The following is an 18,742-nucleotide window of genomic DNA, read 5'->3' as shown; positions in this document are numbered from 1 at the left end:
AATTCCGGACCTGGAAAGGCCCGGATTGGGGTCGCTGAAAAGGACCGTACTATTTCTTTAATATCTTTTTGCTGATCTGTTCGCCATTGCAGTTTACACGCAGGTAATAATAGCCGCTGTTTAAATGAGCAACATTTAACTCCTGTGTGTTGCTGTTAACGGTACCGTTGAAGCGTTCAACAGGTTTACCGTTAAGATCCACCAACTCATAATTTATTTGTTTACCACTCCATACTGATGGCAAACCCACCACCACTTTATTCACCACAGGGTTAGGGAATGTGCTGATCGTTGCCGGACAATTCGCAGCACCGATCTTCAGGACTCTTATTTCAGAATATTCATATTTACCACGATTATCTTCTGTACGAATCCGGTAGTAAAGATTAGTACCATTTGCAGCACGTATTTGGTCTTTGAATTTATACACAACTGCATCATCTGATTTTGAAAACACAATACCCGCTTCACGGAATGTTGTACCATCGGTACTACGTTCAATAATAAACTGACTTGCACTGGAACTTTGTACTGTTGTCCATGTTAATTCCGCATGTTCATTTTTTTGCAGTGCATTAAATTCATCAAGTTTCAGCGAAAGAATTGCCATCATCATTTGTCCGGTTGCTCCACACTTTGAACCTAATCCGGCTGGCGTTAACAATGCATTCATGTACATGCGAATTCCATTAATGGAAGCAATATTTGTTTCAGAACTAAATTCATGATTGCCGATATAATAGATCAGTCCCCCTGCCTGTGTTGAGCTATTGATCTTTGATACACTCGCACCAACAGGTGTATTTGATGGACCAGTTGCGTGGTTATGTGCATTATTCTTATAAGAACTTCCGCTGCTTAATACCCAGTTACGAACACTACCAGCTTGTTGAATATCAAATACACCCTGGTATTGACTGAACGCTAAATCCGGGTTTGTATAAACTGTTTGAGCTGAAGTAATAGCAGTATTTGTTTTTGTAAGTCCGGCTGTTGACTGAAAATGTCCATTTGTTCTGTTTTCATAAGAAAGAATTGCTTCACACTGTGCCAGGAAGTTTCCACCATATGAAACGAATATTCTTACTGCATCTGCATACGCTGTATTCATCAATGAATCATCAATATGCGGCTCGCTTGCAAACGTATAACAGCGTGAAATAAGATCTAATGCAGAAGCTATGGAATAGTTTATTGTTGGTATAGCAGCTTTTGTCATATAACCAACGTGAACAGGCGTATTAGCTCCATCATTTAACACAGCAGCTTTTGGAACAAAGCCGGTAAGATCGTAACGTATATCAACATTCAATGATGCTAAAGTTAATTTATAAACTGCAGGACGATTATTACCTGTAAGTCCATTGTTGGTATAAAAAGCCTGAACAATTGCAGCTACCCCGGTGGTGTCGGCAGCTGAGATCACAAACGGACCGGCAAGAAAATTATAAATGGAAGGAATAGTTGTTGTTGAGGGCAACAGTTTAGTTGCAGTGCCTGAAAAATCGGTTCCATCTTTTGCCTTGCCCGCTGTTATGGCCCACTTCACTTTTACACCATAATTAAGCAAATGGACGATTAAGCCATATGATTTCAGATTGAAATTACCAGCTGTATTTGCCTGCAATGTATTATCCATCGGGATAACATAACTGCCGGCAGCCAGCGTTTGGAGGTTGGCAACAGGTGAAGGAAGATCTTTCGTGTTTTGACTGTTTACAGAAATAGATGTAAACAAAAACATCATCACGGGTACAATTGTTTTCATTTCGTTCTCTTTTAAGGTACGGGCAATTAAACAGATGCTATTCGTTAGAACAGACCTTAAAAAGAAGCGAATAAAACCGTGGAGATAAAATTGTACAGAGCGTACAATCTTGATTTGGCTTTTTACACGGTCGGATTAACTTGTTTTCTAAGGGTATCTACTTAACTGGCCACAAACATAATATGTAGAATTTACGTAGGCAAGCACTTAACGGATTTTTTCTATGAAAAAACCGTAATTTCTGCAAGTAAAAAACGCAAGATGTTGATTTGCAATAAAAATGCCCTCAAAAAATTGAGGGCATTTACTATGCTGATTTTGGTTTCTTACTGCTTTACTAAAACCTGGGAGGTTTTTAGTTGTCCGCTTCGTAATTCTAAAATATAATTACCTGCGGGCATTTGAGGAAGACTATTTAGTTGGAACGAATTGCTTCCTTTCATCACAGATCTGATCGTTTGATAAACAATTTTACCCTGTTGATCGAACAAGCGGATATATGCATCTCCACTATTTTCAACTGTTGCCTGAATGTTGATCACCTGGCTAAATGGATTGGGTGATGCTGTTACTTTATTTGCAATGATCGCATTGAGCCTGATGATCGCACTGTAGGTAAACTTACCATCCTGATCAACCATTTTCAAACGATAATAATTACTCAATGCAAATGGTGCAGCATCTGTAAATTGATATGCAATCTGGTTTGACGAATAGCCTGCTGCTTTTACCGAACCAATGGAAGTAAACTGTTGACCGTTACTGCTTCGCTCAATTACAAAATGACTGGTGTTACTTTCTGTTGCTGTTCTCCAGTTTAATTGCGATTGTCCATTCAACATTCGACCACTAAAGGAGATTAACTCAACGGGAAGTGTTCCGGTAACGGTAATGGTGGCGGTGGCTACTGATAAGCAACCTGCACCTGATAATTTATCGGCAACAATTTCAATATTGTAAGTTCCCGCAGAGTTAAATGTTTGGGTTGTTATACTTTCAGAGCCACCATTGCCAAATTCTGATATGGCGTAGCTTGATCCGCTGCTTGCATCTTCAACTGTGTACAATACCCCCGACTGTGTGTTCGATACGGTGTATGTTACAGTTTGCCCAGCGCCGATGGTAGATGTAAGTGGACTGATAGATGGAGTTGTTGGAACTGAACACGCAACAGTAGTTGTTGAACCGCATGCCGTATTTAGTGTGCCGCTTGTTGCTTGCGCACCAACAGTTAATACTCCACCAGCATATAGTGGGTTACTCGCTGCAACAGTTACTGTCCAGGAAGATTGAGCAGTAAGTGCCACCGAACCGATCAATCCTCCATCCTGGTACAAATAAACTGTACCTGTAAATGGCCCGGTGATCGTTCCCGTTACAGAAGTATTTCCTTCCGTGTATGATCCTGTAATAACAGGGCAAACTGTTGTAGCGGTTCTTGCAGTTGCTGACGACGAGTTTGCACTTACAGAACAAATTCCGTTTTGTGCAGTTGCATAATAAGCGGTTGCGTTCACCAATGCAGTAACTGTAACTGACCATGTGCCGTTTGCTTGTACTGTTGATGAACCTTGTAATACATTTGATCCATTGTACACACGAATGGTTGTACCTGCAGCTTCAGATGATGTGCCTGATACTGTTGTTGCACCTGCAGTTAAGTTGCCTTGAATATCTGTTGTTATAGTGGGTACTGATGTAAAGCAAGTTGTAGTTAGTGTTGCTGCTGTGCTTACACATTTTGAAGCAGCCTGAGCTCTTACCGTTACAACATCGCCTGCCTGTAAGGCAATGTTTGAAAAACTATAAGCGGCGCTTGCTGCCACGTTTGTAGATGCAACTATGTAACCATTCACCAATACTCTTATTGTTGCTGCATTTGCTTCAGCGTTAGTTCCACTAATTGTGTTTGAACCAGCATATAAAACAGTTTGCGTAATGGTTGGTTGAACAGTTGCGCTTGCTAACAAACAAGTAGTTGGCCATACAAGACCCGATTCACATTTGCCGGGTTCTGTTACTGTAAACACATAACTGTTGGTAGCAGGCATGTCGGGCGAACCGCCACCGCAAGGATCAGCTTGTCCACCATTACTTGTATGCTGGTATTCCCATGCAGTTGTACCAACAGGATTGGAAGTAGCATTATAGGTAATCTTGTTAGTTGTAGTGGCGTCATCAGCAAAAAGAACCAAGCTGCCGTTATAAGCAATTGTATAAAGCTTTACCCTGGCGCCATCTAACTTAGTGCCTCCTGCTCCTCTTGCAGAAAGACACGTTATCGTCATTGAGGAAGTAGATGTACTGTTAGCAGCCGAGCAAGATGTTACGGCAACACTGTTACTTGTTAAGCACATGCTTTCGCCGGTTGACTGTGCCTTTGCAGTGATAACGTCAGCACTTGCAACACTTGAAATGGTATATGTCCATGTTACACCTGATGTTGCAGTGGTGGTGCCTGCCAATACTCCGTTTTTATAAACAGAAATGGCAGCTGTTGATGATTTTGTTGCATCAAGTCTTGTCCATGTACCAGTGATATTTACGTTTGAGCCTGAGGTAATACCTGTATTAACAGTGGGTACCGCAGTACAAGCCTCACCAGGACCGGACCCTCCTGAAGTAACATCATTCAAAGTAAAGCTTGGAGTGTTCTTGCCAAGAAATTCCCATGCACTTGTTGTGCTTGTGAAGTTGTCATCGTTCAATCCGTATATATCAGAACGTGTTCCCTGGAATGCTGAACCAGGATTTGTATTGGTTGAAATAACCATGCGGATAGGTGTAGATGCAGTAATACCTAGCGCCGACATTGGTACAAAAAAATCATAGAAATAATCTGCATTGCCCGATTCACGACTCAATGCAACAGAGATCAGTTGATTTGTAGCAAGTGTATATGTATTGCTTGCAGTTGGGTTTAAAATACCATCAACATTGTAAATAGCAACACGGCCATTGGTACCTGTTTCAAGCGCTACTTCTAACTCAAACCCTGGATTACCATTGCCACTGTTTGTTGCAGCCACATAATTAGGATCAGCGGAAGAACCAGATGCACCTAAACGAAGATCGGTATCAATTAAAATATTATATGCTTTTGCGCCGCTGACAATACTGCCGATGCGTAAACGAAACAAAATGTTGGTACCATCATTGTAAATATAACAGCCGCTGTTATCAACCGTTTTCACTATATCAGAATAGCCCCCATCAGGTCCTGTTGCAAGATCGCCTGTTGGCTCTATCATTACAGGTTTAATGATCTTATACAAAATTTCACTTTGCGTGATATCGCTTGTTGTAAATCCGGCAGTGGTTGCAGAAGTAAAATTATTTTGGTTGGGGTTAAGCACTACTGGCCCGGGAGCACCTGCAGGACGTACAATTAATCCTGGGGATTGAGCATTAGCTGCATAGGCAGATAATAAAAACACAAAGGGCGTTATAAGCCCTTTAAAATGTTTGGATATGGATTTCATTCTAAAGGTTTTAATCAGGTAAAGGAAACATTGTAAAATTAAGTAGTAGCCTTTAGCTGCTATGTAGTAGAATCAACGATAAGCCTATAGAAGATTTAATCTGGAAATTGTCGCAGATTAATTTGAGCAAGGAACCTGCAGCCTATTTCTGGCCGATCTTTTCACGTAGTAATGTTCTGGCATTGTGCGTTCCATCGTCGCCCGTAAAAGCATCTTTGGGGATCAGAAAGAATGAACGTTCATCAATATAGAGATGAAAAAAATTAGGCGTTTCAATAAAATATTTAAATGCACTATAACTCCAGTTCTTACTTCCGCTCGGGTTTTCGATATGCATATAAGTATCTAAAAAAGTAAGATTAAATGAATCCCTGAATGTTTTAGCCCTGCTGTAAACTGTAAAGGGTAAGATATACCAAAAGGAAAGCATGAGTGAAAACCATAAAAAGGAGCTAAGTAAAAATGCAACCGGTGCAATTTTCTTCCAGAAGAACATGGCAGCAGCAAACAATGCAAACACATTTACAAGTATAATAAGGATACGTATTTCTTTTTTTGAAATAAAATGATAACGTAATGCTTGGATCACTTTTTTCCGGTCGTATCTAAAAGAAATATTCATACTTGTTTTTTTAAGTCGACTAATCCTATCGATGTTATTTCAATTCATTTTCCGTAATACTCCACTCACCTAACTTATCGCCCTTCACTCCAAAAAATTCAACGGTGAGTTTTCGTTGACCTTTTGCACCAGTAAAATTAAACTTACCGTAGTTCTGTTTTTCATCTATTCCCATAACACGATAAGAATTGTTTGCTTCTACGCCACCAAATTTATGTGTGCCTGCTGTTAAGGGTGAAACTGTAACATCGTACAACGGATAAGCAGCTTGCCTGTTTACTTTTATTACTTCTGTATGATGACGATCGCCGCTCATGAACAGTACGCCAGGAATTTTATTCTCCTGTAAAAAAACGGTCAGTTCTTCATACTCAACCGGGCAGTTTAATAATTTATCGAAAGGTGAAACAGGATTTAACACCTGGCTGCCATTTGCAATAATCTTGAATGTTGCTTTACTGTAAAGCAATGCATTTTTCAACCATTGCATTTGTTGTTTACCCCACATCAATTTGTCAGGATTCGGTTTGCCATTAATAGAATCCTTCATATTATCTGCACTTCTCCACCAGCGATCATCCATCATAAAAATATCTACATCGCCATAGCTGATCATGGAATAAATTCCTTCACCATTCATTCCATAGCTGGTATTTAACCAATAGTTGCTGAATACATCACGTGAAGTTTTTTTGAGGATAAAATTTGATCCCATATCATTCGGTCCATAATCATGATCATCCCACATTGCATAATGCGAAGTTGAACGGAGGAAGTTTTGTATTACAGGAACTGAACGATCATGACTGGCCCTGTTCCACAAACCCCATTCATCTGAATAATCTACTTCACGTGTGTACCAGTTATCGCCCATCCAAAACATAAAAGCAACTTTCTCTTTTGCCATGCTTTCAAAAATGGATGAATCACCGCCATATGGTTTCCCGGGCCGGTCAACCGGAGGCTCATTGATGTAGGCACATGATCCCGTTAAGAAAGAAAAATCGGGAGCTGGTTTGCGCCATTGCCATAATTCTTTTGTTGTGAAAGAACTCATTGCTTTTGTTGGCTTAGCAATTATTTTCTGATTGATATGAAACTGGTATTCGTATGTTGTATTCAACTCCAACCCCACCACATTAAATACCAACGGCGAAAACCAATCGTTGCGATCAGTTTTTTTCTGAATGGATTTATAGGAATTGACGTTTCCTTTTTTCCAGTATTGTAACACTACGTCGCTACCAGGCTTTACTTCAATCCACAATTTTGCGGTTCGTAATTCAACCGGTCCAAGCATAGGACCGCTTACTAATTGTGAATGCACATTTATTGAAAGAAAAAGAAATACTGGGAGCAATGCCCGGCAAAATAAATTTCTCATAATTGTAAGTGTAAGCTTCCCGTTTCCGGGTGCTGCAATGTAAATAAAGTTTACATGCCATAGCGGTACAGCGGTCTGATTCCTGTTACCGGCACATTAATTTTAGGTGAAAGAAGAATAAAAGACAAAAAAATACCCCCAATGAAGGGGGTATCATGAGTTATCTGACACGCATACATTTGCGATAGGATCCATGTGCGGCTTCATAGGGCGTCAGGGATCTGCTGCAGCTGCTCAGATAAATGATACTTAACAGCAATACGGAAAAAACGATTGCTTTCTTCATTGGTACGGATTTAATACATTTTAAAAATAAGCGCTTACTGCATCCAAAACGCACGAGGCTGTATTTCAATTGTGAAAATAAGTGTATCCCTTACTAATTATTTTCAAATAAGGGAAAACACCCCGTGCTTTTACGTACAGCCGATGCCGATAGTGCGTAGCACTACGATAAAACAAAAACGCTCCGGAGAACCGGAGCGTTTGTTATAGGAACCTCTGTTGAGATTTGTAGTTGAAAGATTGCATTAACTGCAACCCATACTGTTACCACAGTTCAAACATTTGTAACAAGTACCACTCCTGATAGTGATATGTCCGCAAGTGTTACAGGCAGGTGCATCGCTTTGCATGCTCTTCGCTGCCATGTTCACTGCATCAAGACCACTTTCCATTTTTACCGGGTTTGTAACAGCACGCTGTGCTTTTTGAACCTCAGGTTTAGGAGCTACCGAACCTACTATTCTTACATCACTTAGTTCCGGAGTTTTTTTTTCGTATTCCAATCCTGTCGGCACATCATCCCAATCGTCCATCCCTGTGTTGTTGATCTCTGGTTTGTCTAATACATGCACCAGATCAGTACGCCCTAAATACTCATACGCAAGGCAACGGAACACAAAGTCAACAATTGAAGTGGTTGTTTTAATATTCGGATGATCTACCATGCCGCTTGGTTCAAACTTAGTGAACACAAACTTCTCTGTGTATTCTTCTAATGGAACACCATATTGTAAACCAACAGAAATTGCAATAGCAAAACTATTCATCAACCCTTTCAATGTACTTCCTTCTTTTGCAAGGTCGACAAAGATCTCTCCAACAGTTCCATCGCTGTATTCGCCTGTGCGTAGGAAAATAGCCTGGCCATTGATCTTTGCTTTTTGTGTAAAGCCACGACGTTTAGCAGGTAATGTTCTGCGTTCAACAATGCGTGCAAGCTGACGCTTCAGTTTAGTATCCGGTGATGATTGTACACGTTTGTTCAATTCTTCCAGCAGTTCTTCTACTGTAAGTTTGCCCATATCAACAATATTGCTTTCTGCAATGGCTGCTATTTCTTCAGCTGCTGTTTCTGTTGATTCTTTTTTCTTCTTATCGCTTCCCTTTGTACTTAAGGGTTGAGAAAGTTTAGAACCATCACGATACAATGCACAAGCTTTCAAACCAAGCTTCCAGCTTTCGTAATAAGCATCTGCAATTTCTTCAACTGTTGCCTCGTTTGGCAGGTTGATGGTTTTTGAAATTGCACCACTGAGAAATGGTTGTGCAGCACCCATCATTTTGATGTGACCGCTATGGTGAATATAACGTACACCTTTTTTACCACACCTGTTTGCGCAATCAAACACAGGATAGTGTTCCAGTTTTAAGAATGGAGCACCTTCAACTGTCATTGTTCCGCAGATATAATCATTTGCTTCTGCTATTTGATCATCGTTAAAGCCTAATGCTTCTAACAAGCTCCACTCAAAATCGTTGTATTGATCAGGAGTAAAACCAAGACGCTGCAAACACTCTTCGCCCAATGCATATTTGTTGAACACAAATCCAATTTCAAATGCACTTGCAAGAGAAGCTTCTATCTTTTTAATTTCTTCGGCAATAAATCCTTTTTCGCTGAGCGATTGCGGATTGATGTGTGGTGCACCATTCAACGATGCAGAACCTACCGCATATTTTACAATGGCTTCACTTTCTCTTTCATTATAGCCAAGTTTTTTCAATGCAGCCGGTACAGATTGGTTGATGATTTTGAAATAACCACCACCACTTAATTTTTTAAATTTCACCAATGCAAAATCAGGTTCAACACCCGTTGTATCGCAATCCATTACCAAACCAATGGTTCCTGTTGGAGCAATTACGGTTGTTTGTGCATTGCGGTAACCGTATTTCTCTCCCATTTCCACTGCATCATCCCAGCTTTTGCAAGCGCTTGTCAGTAAATAATCAGGACAATATTTTGCTTTGATACCTTGTGGTTTAATACTCAAACCAACATATGCTTCTTCTGCATCGTAAGCAGCAGCACGGTGGTTACGCATTACACGCAACATATCGTCTGCATTCTCTTCGTAACGTGGGAACGCACCAAGGAATGAAGCCATCTCTGCAGATGTTTTGTAAGAGATACCGGTCATGATAGCTGTTAATGCACCGGCAATGCCACGTGCTTCTTCACTATCGTAAGGAATGCCCATTACCATCAGCATAGAACCGAGGTTTGCATATCCTAAACCTAATGTGCGGTAATCGTAAGAAAGTTGTGCAACATCTTTTGATGGGAACTGTGCCATCAACACAGAAATTTCCAGCACTGCAGTCCACAAACGACATACATATTCAAAGCCTTGTACATCGAATGTTTGTGTTTCTTCATCGAACAAACGACGTAGATTCACTGATGCAAGATTACATGCAGTATTATCAAGGAACATATATTCACTGCAAGGATTAGATGCATTAATGCGTCCGCCTTTTGGTGATGTATGCCATTCGTTAATTGTTGTATCATATTGTGTTCCTGGATCAGCACAACGCCATGCAGCGTAAGCGATCTGGTTCCAAACTTCCTGTGAAGGAATTTTTTTCATTGTACGACCATCGGTACGGGCTTTCAATTCCCAATCTTCACCTTTCTCTAACTTGTCGAAGAACTCATTTGGTATACGTACAGAGTTGTTTGAGTTTTGCCCGCTCACTGTGCGGTAAGCTTCACCTTCATAATCAGAAGCATAGCCGGCATTGATCAAAGCACCTACTTTCTTTTCTTCTTCAACTTTCCAGTTAATGAAGTCCATGATTTCAGGATGATCTAAATCAAGACAAACCATCTTTGCAGCCCTGCGTGTTGTACCACCACTTTTGATAGCACCTGCAGCACGGTCGCCGATTTTCAGGAAGCTCATCAAACCACTTGAAGTACCACCACCGCTGAGTTTTTCTCCTTCGCCACGAATGGTAGAAAAGTTTGTACCTACACCAGAGCCATATTTGAAGATCCTTGCTTCACGAACCCACAGATCCATCAAACCGCCTTCGTTCACTAAATCATCGCTTACACTAAGGATAAAGCAAGCGTGTGGCTGAGGACGTTCGTATGCAGAAGTTGATTTCTTTAATTCGCCATCGTTCGCATCAACAAAGTAGTGACCTTGTGGCTTTCCTTTGATGCCATAACTTTCATACAACCCCGAATTAAACCATTGCGGACTGTTAGGTACGCACACCTGGTTTAATATGCTATAAACTAACTCTTCGTAAAAAACCTGTGCATCATTCTCCGATGCAAAATAGCCGTAACGCTCACCCCACACTCTCCAGCAATTGGCCATACGATGTGCCACCTGCTTCGAAGATGTTTCACGCCCTACTGAACCATCAGGTTGTGGCACACCCGCCTTACGGAAATATTTCTGCGCCAGAATATCTGTAGCGATCTGACTCCAATGATTCGGCACCTCCACATTATTCATCTCGAACACAACTTCGCCTGATGGATTGCGAATCACAGAAGTACGGTAATCGTACTCAAACAGGTCGAAGGGAGACACTCCTTCTTTTGTGAACCGGCGACTGAACTTCAGTCCCTGATCTTGTTTCTTTTTGCTGGCCATTTTTGATCTGTAAGTTTTGTGGGTTAGTTAGTTGGGTTATGAAATCGTTAAACGACAGAGTACGAAAATATTTTTTCAAACGATACACCCAAAGTCTGAGATATACACAGACTGTGGAAATCAGGCGCAAACGCAATACCAACGTGTGTTTGCATGTGGATACTGAGTTTTCAACCAGTTGTTTTAAAAAATGAGCAAAAAAAAATTGGCTGTTTACAAATATTTCCCTTTACCCTGCTGCCATTGCATTTGCGGGCAGGAGTACACGAAAATGAAACTAACGCTGGCATCTAAACGCAGAAAAACGGCACTCTGTTCATATGATATTTTCGCCCAATATCAGGGTCATTTGATAAAAAGAAATGAAACTGAAAAAGATGGACATTTTTTTGCATTTTTGCAGGAATAGGATTCACTGAATGAAGCAACACATCTATAAAGAATTACTGGAGAGAAAACAGAAAGGACAAAAATCATTTGCTGTTTTAATTGATCCGGATAAAGTTAATCCACCCGCCATTGAACAGCTGGTAAAGCTTTCTGTTGAAGCAGGTGTTGATCATTTTCTTGTAGGTGGAAGTTTGGTGATCTCTAACCAACTGGATGAAGTTGTGCAGCAGATAAAAGCAGCCTGCGATATTCCCGTGATCCTTTTTCCTGGCAGCCCCTCACAGGTGAGCAAGTATGCCGATGGGCTCTTATATCTTTCACTGATCTCCGGCCGCAATCCTGAATTACTAATTGGTCAGCATGTGATCTCTGCTCCGTTTGTAAAACAAAGCGGGCTTGAAATAATTTCTACGGCTTATATGGTGGTTGATGGTGGTGCGCCTACAACTGTATCCTATATCAGCAATGCTGCTCCCCTGCCTTCCGATAAAAATGAAATTGCCATGTGTACCGCAATGGCTGGTGAAATGCTAGGCATGAAAGTGGTTTACATGGATGCAGGCAGCGGCGCAAAACGCCCTATCAGCGAAAGCATGATACAGGCAGTGGCACAACAAATTGAAGCCCCTCTTATTATTGGCGGTGGTATTACCGATCCGGAAAAGGCATACCGCAACTGTAAAGCAGGCGCCGATGTGATTGTAATAGGCAATGCCATTGAGAAAAACGCCACACTTATAAAGGAAATGGCAGCAGCTATACATAGTGTGCCTGTAAAAGCATAATATTCCTTCGAACGTCTTATTTTTACCGGATATTAAATCCATTGTAAGCAGGAACCATTACCCAATATGCTCTTGAAAACCCTTCTCCACACAATTTTGCTTTTGTGTTTCTGCACGTTGCTGCCAGCACAGCAAAATCCCTTTTACACTTTTCATACTGATGATACTCTTCTGACAAAGAATTGGGTACTATCTGTACGCAAGATAGAAACATCATGGCTTTCGAAAGTGAGCCCATCTCTAAAAAAAGATTATGAAGAGATCTACAAAACTCATTTCGAGCAAATCGAAAAGACAATCAATGGCAAAAGTCCCATCACCGCAAAAGTACCCCATGCCTATTTACAACAGGTAGTTACCAAGATCATAAAAGCCAATCCTGTTTTAATAGCTGATGAACTCAGAATATTTTTTACACGTGACTGGTGGCCGAATGCCTACAGTATGGGTGATGGATCAATAGCAATTAACGCAGGACTTGTAATACATATGCAGAACGAAGCGGAACTTGCCTTTGTATTGTGTCATGAACTGGCGCACTATTATAAAGCACATACGCTGCAGTCGGTTGACAATTATGTTAACATTACCAATAGCCCTGAATTTCAAAAGAGATTAAAAGAACTTTCTAAGCAACAGTACGGTGTAAATAAAGAACTTGAAAAACTCAGTCTTAATTTAATTTTCAATAGCAGGCATCACAGTCGCAGCAGGGAGACAGAAGCCGATCTGCAGGCTTTCAGTTTTTTCAAGAACACAGGTTATAATGCAAATGGCATTGTATCGCTATTGCAGCTACTCGATACGGTCGATAAAGCAACCGTCTTTCCAAAACTGAATGTGCAAACAATACTAAACTTTGAAGGCTATCCATTTAAAAAGAAATGGATACAGGAGGAATCGGCAATTTTTAGCAAAATAAACACGCAAACTTCTGAAGAGAAAGCAAAGGAAATTGATTCCTTCAAAACACATCCTGATTGTTCTGTTCGTATAGCTGCATTAAAAGATTCTGTTGCTTCACAAAACGCTAGTAAAGATTTTTTGGTTGATGAGACTTATTTCCAAAAGTTAAAAGAAGAATTGTTGCTTGAAATGATTGAACATACTTATCAAGCTGACAATTTAAGTCGCAATCTTTATTACAACTTACTATTACTGCAACAGCAAAAACATACAAACCTGGCTGCCTATTTTATTGCAAGAGATCTCAACAAGCTATACCAGCAACAAAAAAACCACAAAGCCGGTTTATTACTTGATAATGAAAACAAATTTTATGCTGATGATTACAACCAGCTTCTTCGATTGCTGAATCGTATACGTCTTGATGAATTGGCGCAATTGACCAAGGCTTTTTGCGATCGTTACTTATCGCCGTTAAAAGAATTTCAGCCTGTAGCTGAACAAATAAACATAGCCGAAAAAAACAATAATCAAAACTAAAAACAAAACCACAGAAATGAAACAACTGACAGTATTCCTCATGCTTCTGACCTTTTTCGCAAGCACGCAGGCACAAAAACTAAGCATTGCCAATATTCAGAAGTCAAGCGTAATGCGTAACTCCGATGCTATTAAAGAAGGCAGTGAAGTGAAAGGTTACTATTTCTTTTACGTGAGCGACAAGATCGATCGTAAAACCAACGAATACACGTTACAGATAATGGATCAAAGCCTGAATAAACTGAAAGAATTAAAATTCCAGGATTCAAAAAATGTAACTGTTATTGAATCATCTTTTAACGGAACGGATCTCGTGTTTTTGTTTTACAATGCCGACGATAATCTTCTTGACTACCAGGTTTACGGTGCTGATGGAACTAAAAAATTTTCTTACACGAAAATTATTTCCAAAAAAGATGAAGCTTATCTCCGCACAAACTATTTAATGGACGACGATGACAACAACTTCAAAGGTTTATACCCGGTGGAAGGAAAAGGGTTCATTTCTAATATTCCAAGCCGTGATAATAAGGATTTTACATTTCAGATCAGCTATGTGGGTACCGATGTCAAAAAACAATGGACCTATATACCAGCAATGGATGGTAAAATGTTTGTGGGTGACTACCTCGGAACTTTTAAGAATGTAGTATATGTTGAAATGCTGAAATATTCAGGCGTGCTCGATCGTAATCCTGACTCATACATTTTGGGATTATCGCTTGAAAACGGTAAACTGTTGTTTCAAAAATCTACTAACGAAGGCAAATATCATTTTTATCCTATAAGCATGTCTGTTTTAAGAGATGGCAAAGCCTACCTGTACGGCGAGTACTTCGACAAAGGCGGAAATGTAATGAAGGACAAATCAAAAGGCTTTGCATTTGTGGGCATTGACGAAACAGGAAAAACTGTTAGCGAAAAATATTCTTCCTGGGCAGTTGACCTTGGCAAACACCTTGGGGTAAGTGGCAGTGGTAAAATTGATGATTTTGGATTTATGTTTCTGCACAATATGGTACAAACTGACGATGGTAATATTTATGCAATTGGTGAAGGTTACAAAAAAGCAGCAAGCGGATTGGGCATTGCCACAAGTATATTAGCTGGTGCTGCCGGTGGCCGCTCTAACATCAGTACAGTTAAGCTGAAGGTAACAGATATGCTTATGATCAAGTTCGACCCCGAATTTACCGTTAAAGAAGCGTCTATCTATAAGAAAAGTGATAACGACATTCAACTAACAAGCGGCTCAGAATTTGTAAGTACGCAAATGCTAGGTAAACAAATTAAATATTACTACAGTGGTTTCGATTATGCTTATACACAGGTTAATAAAGACCACAGTTCGTTTTCGGTTTGTTACAGCGATTATGAACGAGGGAAGGATTACAAAGGTGCCACATTTAATTCAATTACCTTAAACGATGGTAAGCTGACACAGGATAAGATCCAGACAAAATCAGACGCTACAAAGTCGATTGTATTACCTGCCCGCCAGGGACAAGTATTGATCATGGACTACTATAAAAAAGATAAGAAACTCGATCTTCATTTTGAAAAGTTGAATTAAATCTTAAATGAGATCATCAAATAAAAAGGGAGCAATGCTCCCTTTTTATTTGATCACCTTAATAGCTTTATCTCAACTCATCCACCTTTACTCTGGTTGGCGAATCTTTTCCGCTCACAATACTTCTTGCGCTCAATGCAATCGATTTAATGATCATAGCCATATTGTTCATATCAAGCGTTTCAACATGATCTGAAACTTTGTGATAGTTTGGTTCATTATCCATTTTTGAAGTAGAGATAGTATGAGCAGGTACTCCTAAACGTGCAAGCGTTGCATTATCGGAACGATAAAATAAATTCTGATCAGTATATGGATCGGGATGAAAAGTGAAACCAGTGCCTTCAAGATTCTTTTGCATAATAGCACCCATATCTGTTTTTTCAAAACCTGTGATATAAGCTGAGTTTTTCCCCCACTTGCTTTCTGTACCGATCATTTCAATGTTGAACATAGCTGCAACTTTCGCCGGATCGAATTGCCTGGAGAAATATTGAGCACCATAACCGCCCGATTCTTCTGCTGTAAAGGCAGCAAAGATGATGGTGCGTTCATTATTGTTTAATGCTTTATAGTATTTCGCCAGCATAATAACAGCAGTAGTACCTGCCGCATCATCATTAGCACCATTGAAAATAGAATCCCCGTCAACAGGTTTACCAATTCCAATATGATCGTAGTGACCAGAAAAAATTACATATTCTTCTTTCTTACTTTTTCCCGGGATTACGCCTACAACATTCGCCAGTTTTTGTTCAGCAATTTCATGTTGCGCTTGAATGCTGTAAGTTGATGGATCAACAGTGGTGAGCACAAACACAACATTATTCTTCATTGCAAACATTCCTCGCTTGAAACCTGTCAATCGTCCAAAGTTTTTGCTGTACGATGTATCAACCAGCACCAGGTAATTTTTTCCTGAACGAATGTATCTCTGTGCTTCGGCAAACAAATTGGCACCGGCAGCAAGTTTTACTTTTTCATAACCCGATTGTTCATTGATCGTCAAGTCTGCAGTTGTCGTGATAACAACAGCATTCTTTGCATCAAGAGGTTGCTGATCGAAGGTGCCTGTTAATCCTTTGAAACGTGGTGAAAGAATAGAAAACTCCTGCCGATATGTTCCGCTGTTGTTCCAGGTTTCCAAACCTGCTGCCTTAAATTCTGCAGCAATAAAATCGGCAGCTTTATCTATTTCGGAGCTAAAAACCCGTCGGCCTTTCATTTCATCTGAAGCAAGCACTCTTTCAATACGTTCAACTTCTTTGGAATTGATGATGTTCTCAACTTTCGTTTGTGCAAATAAAAACGTGGTTACTGTACTCAATAACCACGTTGCAAAAATTTTCTTCATTCGATAAGGTATTACAATAAAAATTTACTATTTATAAACTCATCATTTCCTTAAACTTCACCGCTTGTCTCCTGCTCACTTCAATCTTATCACCTCCATGAATTTCTAAAAGCAAACCACCATTGAAATACGGTTCAACTTTTTCGATCATACGAAGATTCACAATATGCTTGCGGTTTGCACGGAAGAATATTTTTTCATCCAAACGTTCTTCCAATGCATTCAATGATTTCAAGATAAGTGGTTTGTTAGGACCGAAATATACTTTTGCATAGTTGCCTACACTTTCAAACAAACGGATATCGCTCAGTTTTACAAACCAGCAACGTTCACCATCTTTTACAAATACCTGGTCGTTCTCACTCAGTAAACTTCTGTTTACCGATATTGGTTCACCATCAACCGTTGTTTCTTTTTCATCTTCATCCAGCTTATGCAATGCATCAGCCAAACGTTTTGGTTCAATTGGTTTCAGTAAATAATCCAATGCGTTCACTTCAAAAGCACGAAGTGCGTATTCATCGTATGCTGTTGTAAAGATCACTTCAGGCGTACGATCAAGTTCGCTTAATAGATCAAAACCTGTTTTGCCCGGCATTTGTATATCGAGAAAAATAAGATCAGGATTTAATGCTTCGATCTTTTGTAAACCCTCGTCTACATTCGATGCTTCATCCACCACTTCAATATCAGGAAAATCGGTCAACAGTTTTTTGAGTTCATTCCTGGCCAAACGTTCATCATCAATAATGATAGCTCTTTTGTTCATGGATCAATTTTTTATACGTACAATTTAATCTATTGTTGTTAATTATAATCCCGCCGGCATACTCACTTTTGCTTCCACTTCGTTTCCATTTACATCGGCAATGGAAAATAAAGCGCCTTCACCAAACATTAGTTTCAAACGACTTTCTGTACTTGAAATACCAAATCCATCTGGATTGAAATCACCATTGAGGCGACCGGTATTCCTGATAACCAACTGATGATGATCGTTTACAAATTTTGAACTGATCTTTATTTCACCTCCATTAATGTTTTTGCTGATGCCGTGTTTAATGGCATTCTCCACCAGTGTCTGCAACATCATGGGTGGTATTGGTTGCTCCAGTGTATCTTCATCAATATCAAAATTCACTTTCAATCGTTCTTCAAATCGCATCTGTTCCAGTGCGAGATAATCTTTTACAATACCCAACTCTCTTTCAAACGGCACTGTTTCCATTTTCTCGGCTTGCATACTACTGCGAAGAATATTACTCAACTCGGTAATAGCTGTTCTTGCACGTGCCGGATTTTCATCAACCAATGCACGAATACCATTCAACGAATTAAAAATGAAATGTGGATTGATATGTGCCTTGATCGTTTTCAGTTCAAGCTCCTTCACCACGCTTTGCATTTTCAATGCATCGAGTTGTTGCTTACGGAAAGTTTCAACGTAATGATAAATAAAGTAGATAAGGTTCCATACCAACAATGTTACAAACGCATTGATGGCCGAACCAACCAGCAACCTTGTAAAGCTGTACACTTTTTGTTCGGGAGTAAACAGATCGAGTATATTAAAAAGAGAAAGCGAAATGAACGGATAAAGCATGGAGAAAGCGAGGGTAAGCACCAGGAAATAAACCACCTGTCGTTCAAATGTTTTATGCAGCAGGTTTGTTTGTATGATCACCCAGCGCATAAAATGGGTAATGATCAAACCCAGCAACGCAATAATGAGCGACCTCAGCACAAAAGGTGCATTTATATCCCTGTTATAAGTCCAGGCAAAGAAAAAATTCATGAGCATATTACCGCCCCAGCCCGCCACCTGGCACCACCAATAAGCCCCCATTTTACTGATTCCTATGCGCATAGTACTTACAAATCTAACCGTTAAGATATGTGTTTCGACCTCCTAAAGTTACAAAGGGCGTATTATTTGGGTAAATGGTTGAATTGAGAAGGCCGTTTTAAAGGCCTTTCAACCTTTTACGTGAACTGTTGTTACACAAACCAATCTTGTACGATTGACTGTAAGTTTT

At 40.0% G+C, this 18,742-nt stretch carries 11 protein-coding genes and 1 pseudogene; 3 read left to right on the top strand and 9 right to left on the bottom strand.

The window, feature by feature from the left end; all coding sequences use genetic code 11:
* Nucleotides 1-49: 49 nt before the first annotated feature.
* The 6 genes and pseudogenes from ACO1QW_RS06430 to ACO1QW_RS06405 form a co-directional block, all read right to left on the bottom strand.
* Nucleotides 50-1,768, bottom strand: coding sequence for a T9SS type A sorting domain-containing protein (locus ACO1QW_RS06430; RefSeq protein WP_486256786.1), 1,719 nt, complete (start codon nt 1,766-1,768; stop codon nt 50-52).
* A 326-nt stretch (nt 1,769-2,094) separates the two neighbouring features.
* On the bottom strand, nt 2,095-5,250 hold the full coding sequence (locus ACO1QW_RS06425; RefSeq protein ID WP_486256784.1) for a T9SS type A sorting domain-containing protein: 3,156 nt from the start codon (nt 5,248-5,250) through the stop codon (nt 2,095-2,097).
* Nucleotides 5,251-5,392: 142 nt separating this feature from the next.
* The gene (locus tag ACO1QW_RS06420; protein ID WP_486256782.1) at nt 5,393-5,872 is read right to left on the bottom strand and encodes a YcxB family protein; all 480 of its coding nucleotides are present in this window, start codon (nt 5,870-5,872) and stop codon (nt 5,393-5,395) included.
* 34 nt (nt 5,873-5,906) lie between these two features.
* Nucleotides 5,907-7,256 (bottom strand): alkaline phosphatase D family protein, encoded by a 1,350-nt coding sequence (locus tag ACO1QW_RS06415; protein ID WP_486256780.1) that lies wholly within the window; start codon nt 7,254-7,256, stop codon nt 5,907-5,909.
* A gap of 530 nt (nt 7,257-7,786) precedes the next feature.
* A complete protein-coding gene (locus ACO1QW_RS06410) occupies nt 7,787-8,563 on the bottom strand; it encodes a TSCPD domain-containing protein (RefSeq protein WP_486257260.1) in 777 nt (258 codons plus the stop codon).
* A gap of 132 nt (nt 8,564-8,695) precedes the next feature.
* A pseudogene (locus ACO1QW_RS06405) lies at nt 8,696-11,164 on the bottom strand (vitamin B12-dependent ribonucleotide reductase); the annotation flags it as partial.
* Between the two features lie 413 nt (nt 11,165-11,577).
* Here ACO1QW_RS06405 and ACO1QW_RS06400 point away from each other — a divergent pair.
* From ACO1QW_RS06400 to ACO1QW_RS06390, 3 genes are all read left to right on the top strand, one after another.
* A complete protein-coding gene (locus tag ACO1QW_RS06400) occupies nt 11,578-12,333 on the top strand; it encodes a phosphoglycerol geranylgeranyltransferase (RefSeq protein ID WP_486256778.1) in 756 nt (251 codons plus the stop codon).
* A gap of 228 nt (nt 12,334-12,561) precedes the next feature.
* Nucleotides 12,562-13,779 (top strand): M48 family metallopeptidase, encoded by a 1,218-nt coding sequence (locus tag ACO1QW_RS06395; RefSeq protein ID WP_486256777.1) that lies wholly within the window; start codon nt 12,562-12,564, stop codon nt 13,777-13,779.
* Between the two features lie 16 nt (nt 13,780-13,795).
* Entirely contained in the window at nt 13,796-15,352 is a 1,557-nt protein-coding gene (locus tag ACO1QW_RS06390) for a DUF6770 family protein (protein ID WP_486256775.1), read from the top strand.
* Between the two features lie 67 nt (nt 15,353-15,419).
* On the opposite strand, the gene ACO1QW_RS06385 is transcribed toward ACO1QW_RS06390, so the two are convergent.
* Genes ACO1QW_RS06385 through ACO1QW_RS06375 form a run of 3 tightly spaced genes read right to left on the bottom strand, consistent with a single transcriptional unit; the run spans nt 15,420 to nt 18,573 of the window.
* Nucleotides 15,420-16,706, bottom strand: coding sequence for a M28 family peptidase (locus ACO1QW_RS06385; RefSeq protein WP_486256773.1), 1,287 nt, complete (start codon nt 16,704-16,706; stop codon nt 15,420-15,422).
* A gap of 31 nt (nt 16,707-16,737) precedes the next feature.
* Complete coding sequence (locus tag ACO1QW_RS06380) at nt 16,738-17,475, bottom strand: LytR/AlgR family response regulator transcription factor (RefSeq protein ID WP_486256771.1); 738 nt, start codon at nt 17,473-17,475, stop codon at nt 16,738-16,740.
* Between the two features lie 42 nt (nt 17,476-17,517).
* Entirely contained in the window at nt 17,518-18,573 is a 1,056-nt protein-coding gene (locus ACO1QW_RS06375) for a sensor histidine kinase (RefSeq protein WP_486256770.1), read from the bottom strand.
* Nucleotides 18,574-18,742 lie beyond the last annotated feature (169 nt).

Source organism: Lacibacter sp., from assembly GCF_057361365.1.
The sequence above is the reverse complement of the archived record's forward strand: the minus strand, read 5'-3'. Positions and strand labels throughout refer to the sequence as shown.

What these genes read in the sequence shown, in the direction of transcription:
- ACO1QW_RS06385 (WP_486256773.1), bottom strand. Translation starts at nt 16,706, where the DNA reads ATGAAGAAAATTTTTGCAACGTGGTTATTGAGTACAGTAACCACGTTT.
- ACO1QW_RS06375 (WP_486256770.1), bottom strand. Translation starts at nt 18,573, where the DNA reads ATGCGCATAGGAATCAGTAAAATGGGGGCTTATTGGTGGTGCCAGGTG.
- ACO1QW_RS06410 (WP_486257260.1), bottom strand. Translation starts at nt 8,563, where the DNA reads ATGGGCAAACTTACAGTAGAAGAACTGCTGGAAGAATTGAACAAACGT.
- ACO1QW_RS06430 (WP_486256786.1), bottom strand. Translation starts at nt 1,768, where the DNA reads ATGAAAACAATTGTACCCGTGATGATGTTTTTGTTTACATCTATTTCT.
- ACO1QW_RS06420 (WP_486256782.1), bottom strand. Translation starts at nt 5,872, where the DNA reads ATGAATATTTCTTTTAGATACGACCGGAAAAAAGTGATCCAAGCATTA.
- ACO1QW_RS06390 (WP_486256775.1), top strand. Translation starts at nt 13,796, where the DNA reads ATGAAACAACTGACAGTATTCCTCATGCTTCTGACCTTTTTCGCAAGC.
- ACO1QW_RS06400 (WP_486256778.1), top strand. Translation starts at nt 11,578, where the DNA reads ATGAAGCAACACATCTATAAAGAATTACTGGAGAGAAAACAGAAAGGA.
- ACO1QW_RS06380 (WP_486256771.1), bottom strand. Translation starts at nt 17,475, where the DNA reads ATGAACAAAAGAGCTATCATTATTGATGATGAACGTTTGGCCAGGAAT.
- ACO1QW_RS06415 (WP_486256780.1), bottom strand. Translation starts at nt 7,256, where the DNA reads ATGAGAAATTTATTTTGCCGGGCATTGCTCCCAGTATTTCTTTTTCTT.
- ACO1QW_RS06425 (WP_486256784.1), bottom strand. Translation starts at nt 5,250, where the DNA reads ATGAAATCCATATCCAAACATTTTAAAGGGCTTATAACGCCCTTTGTG.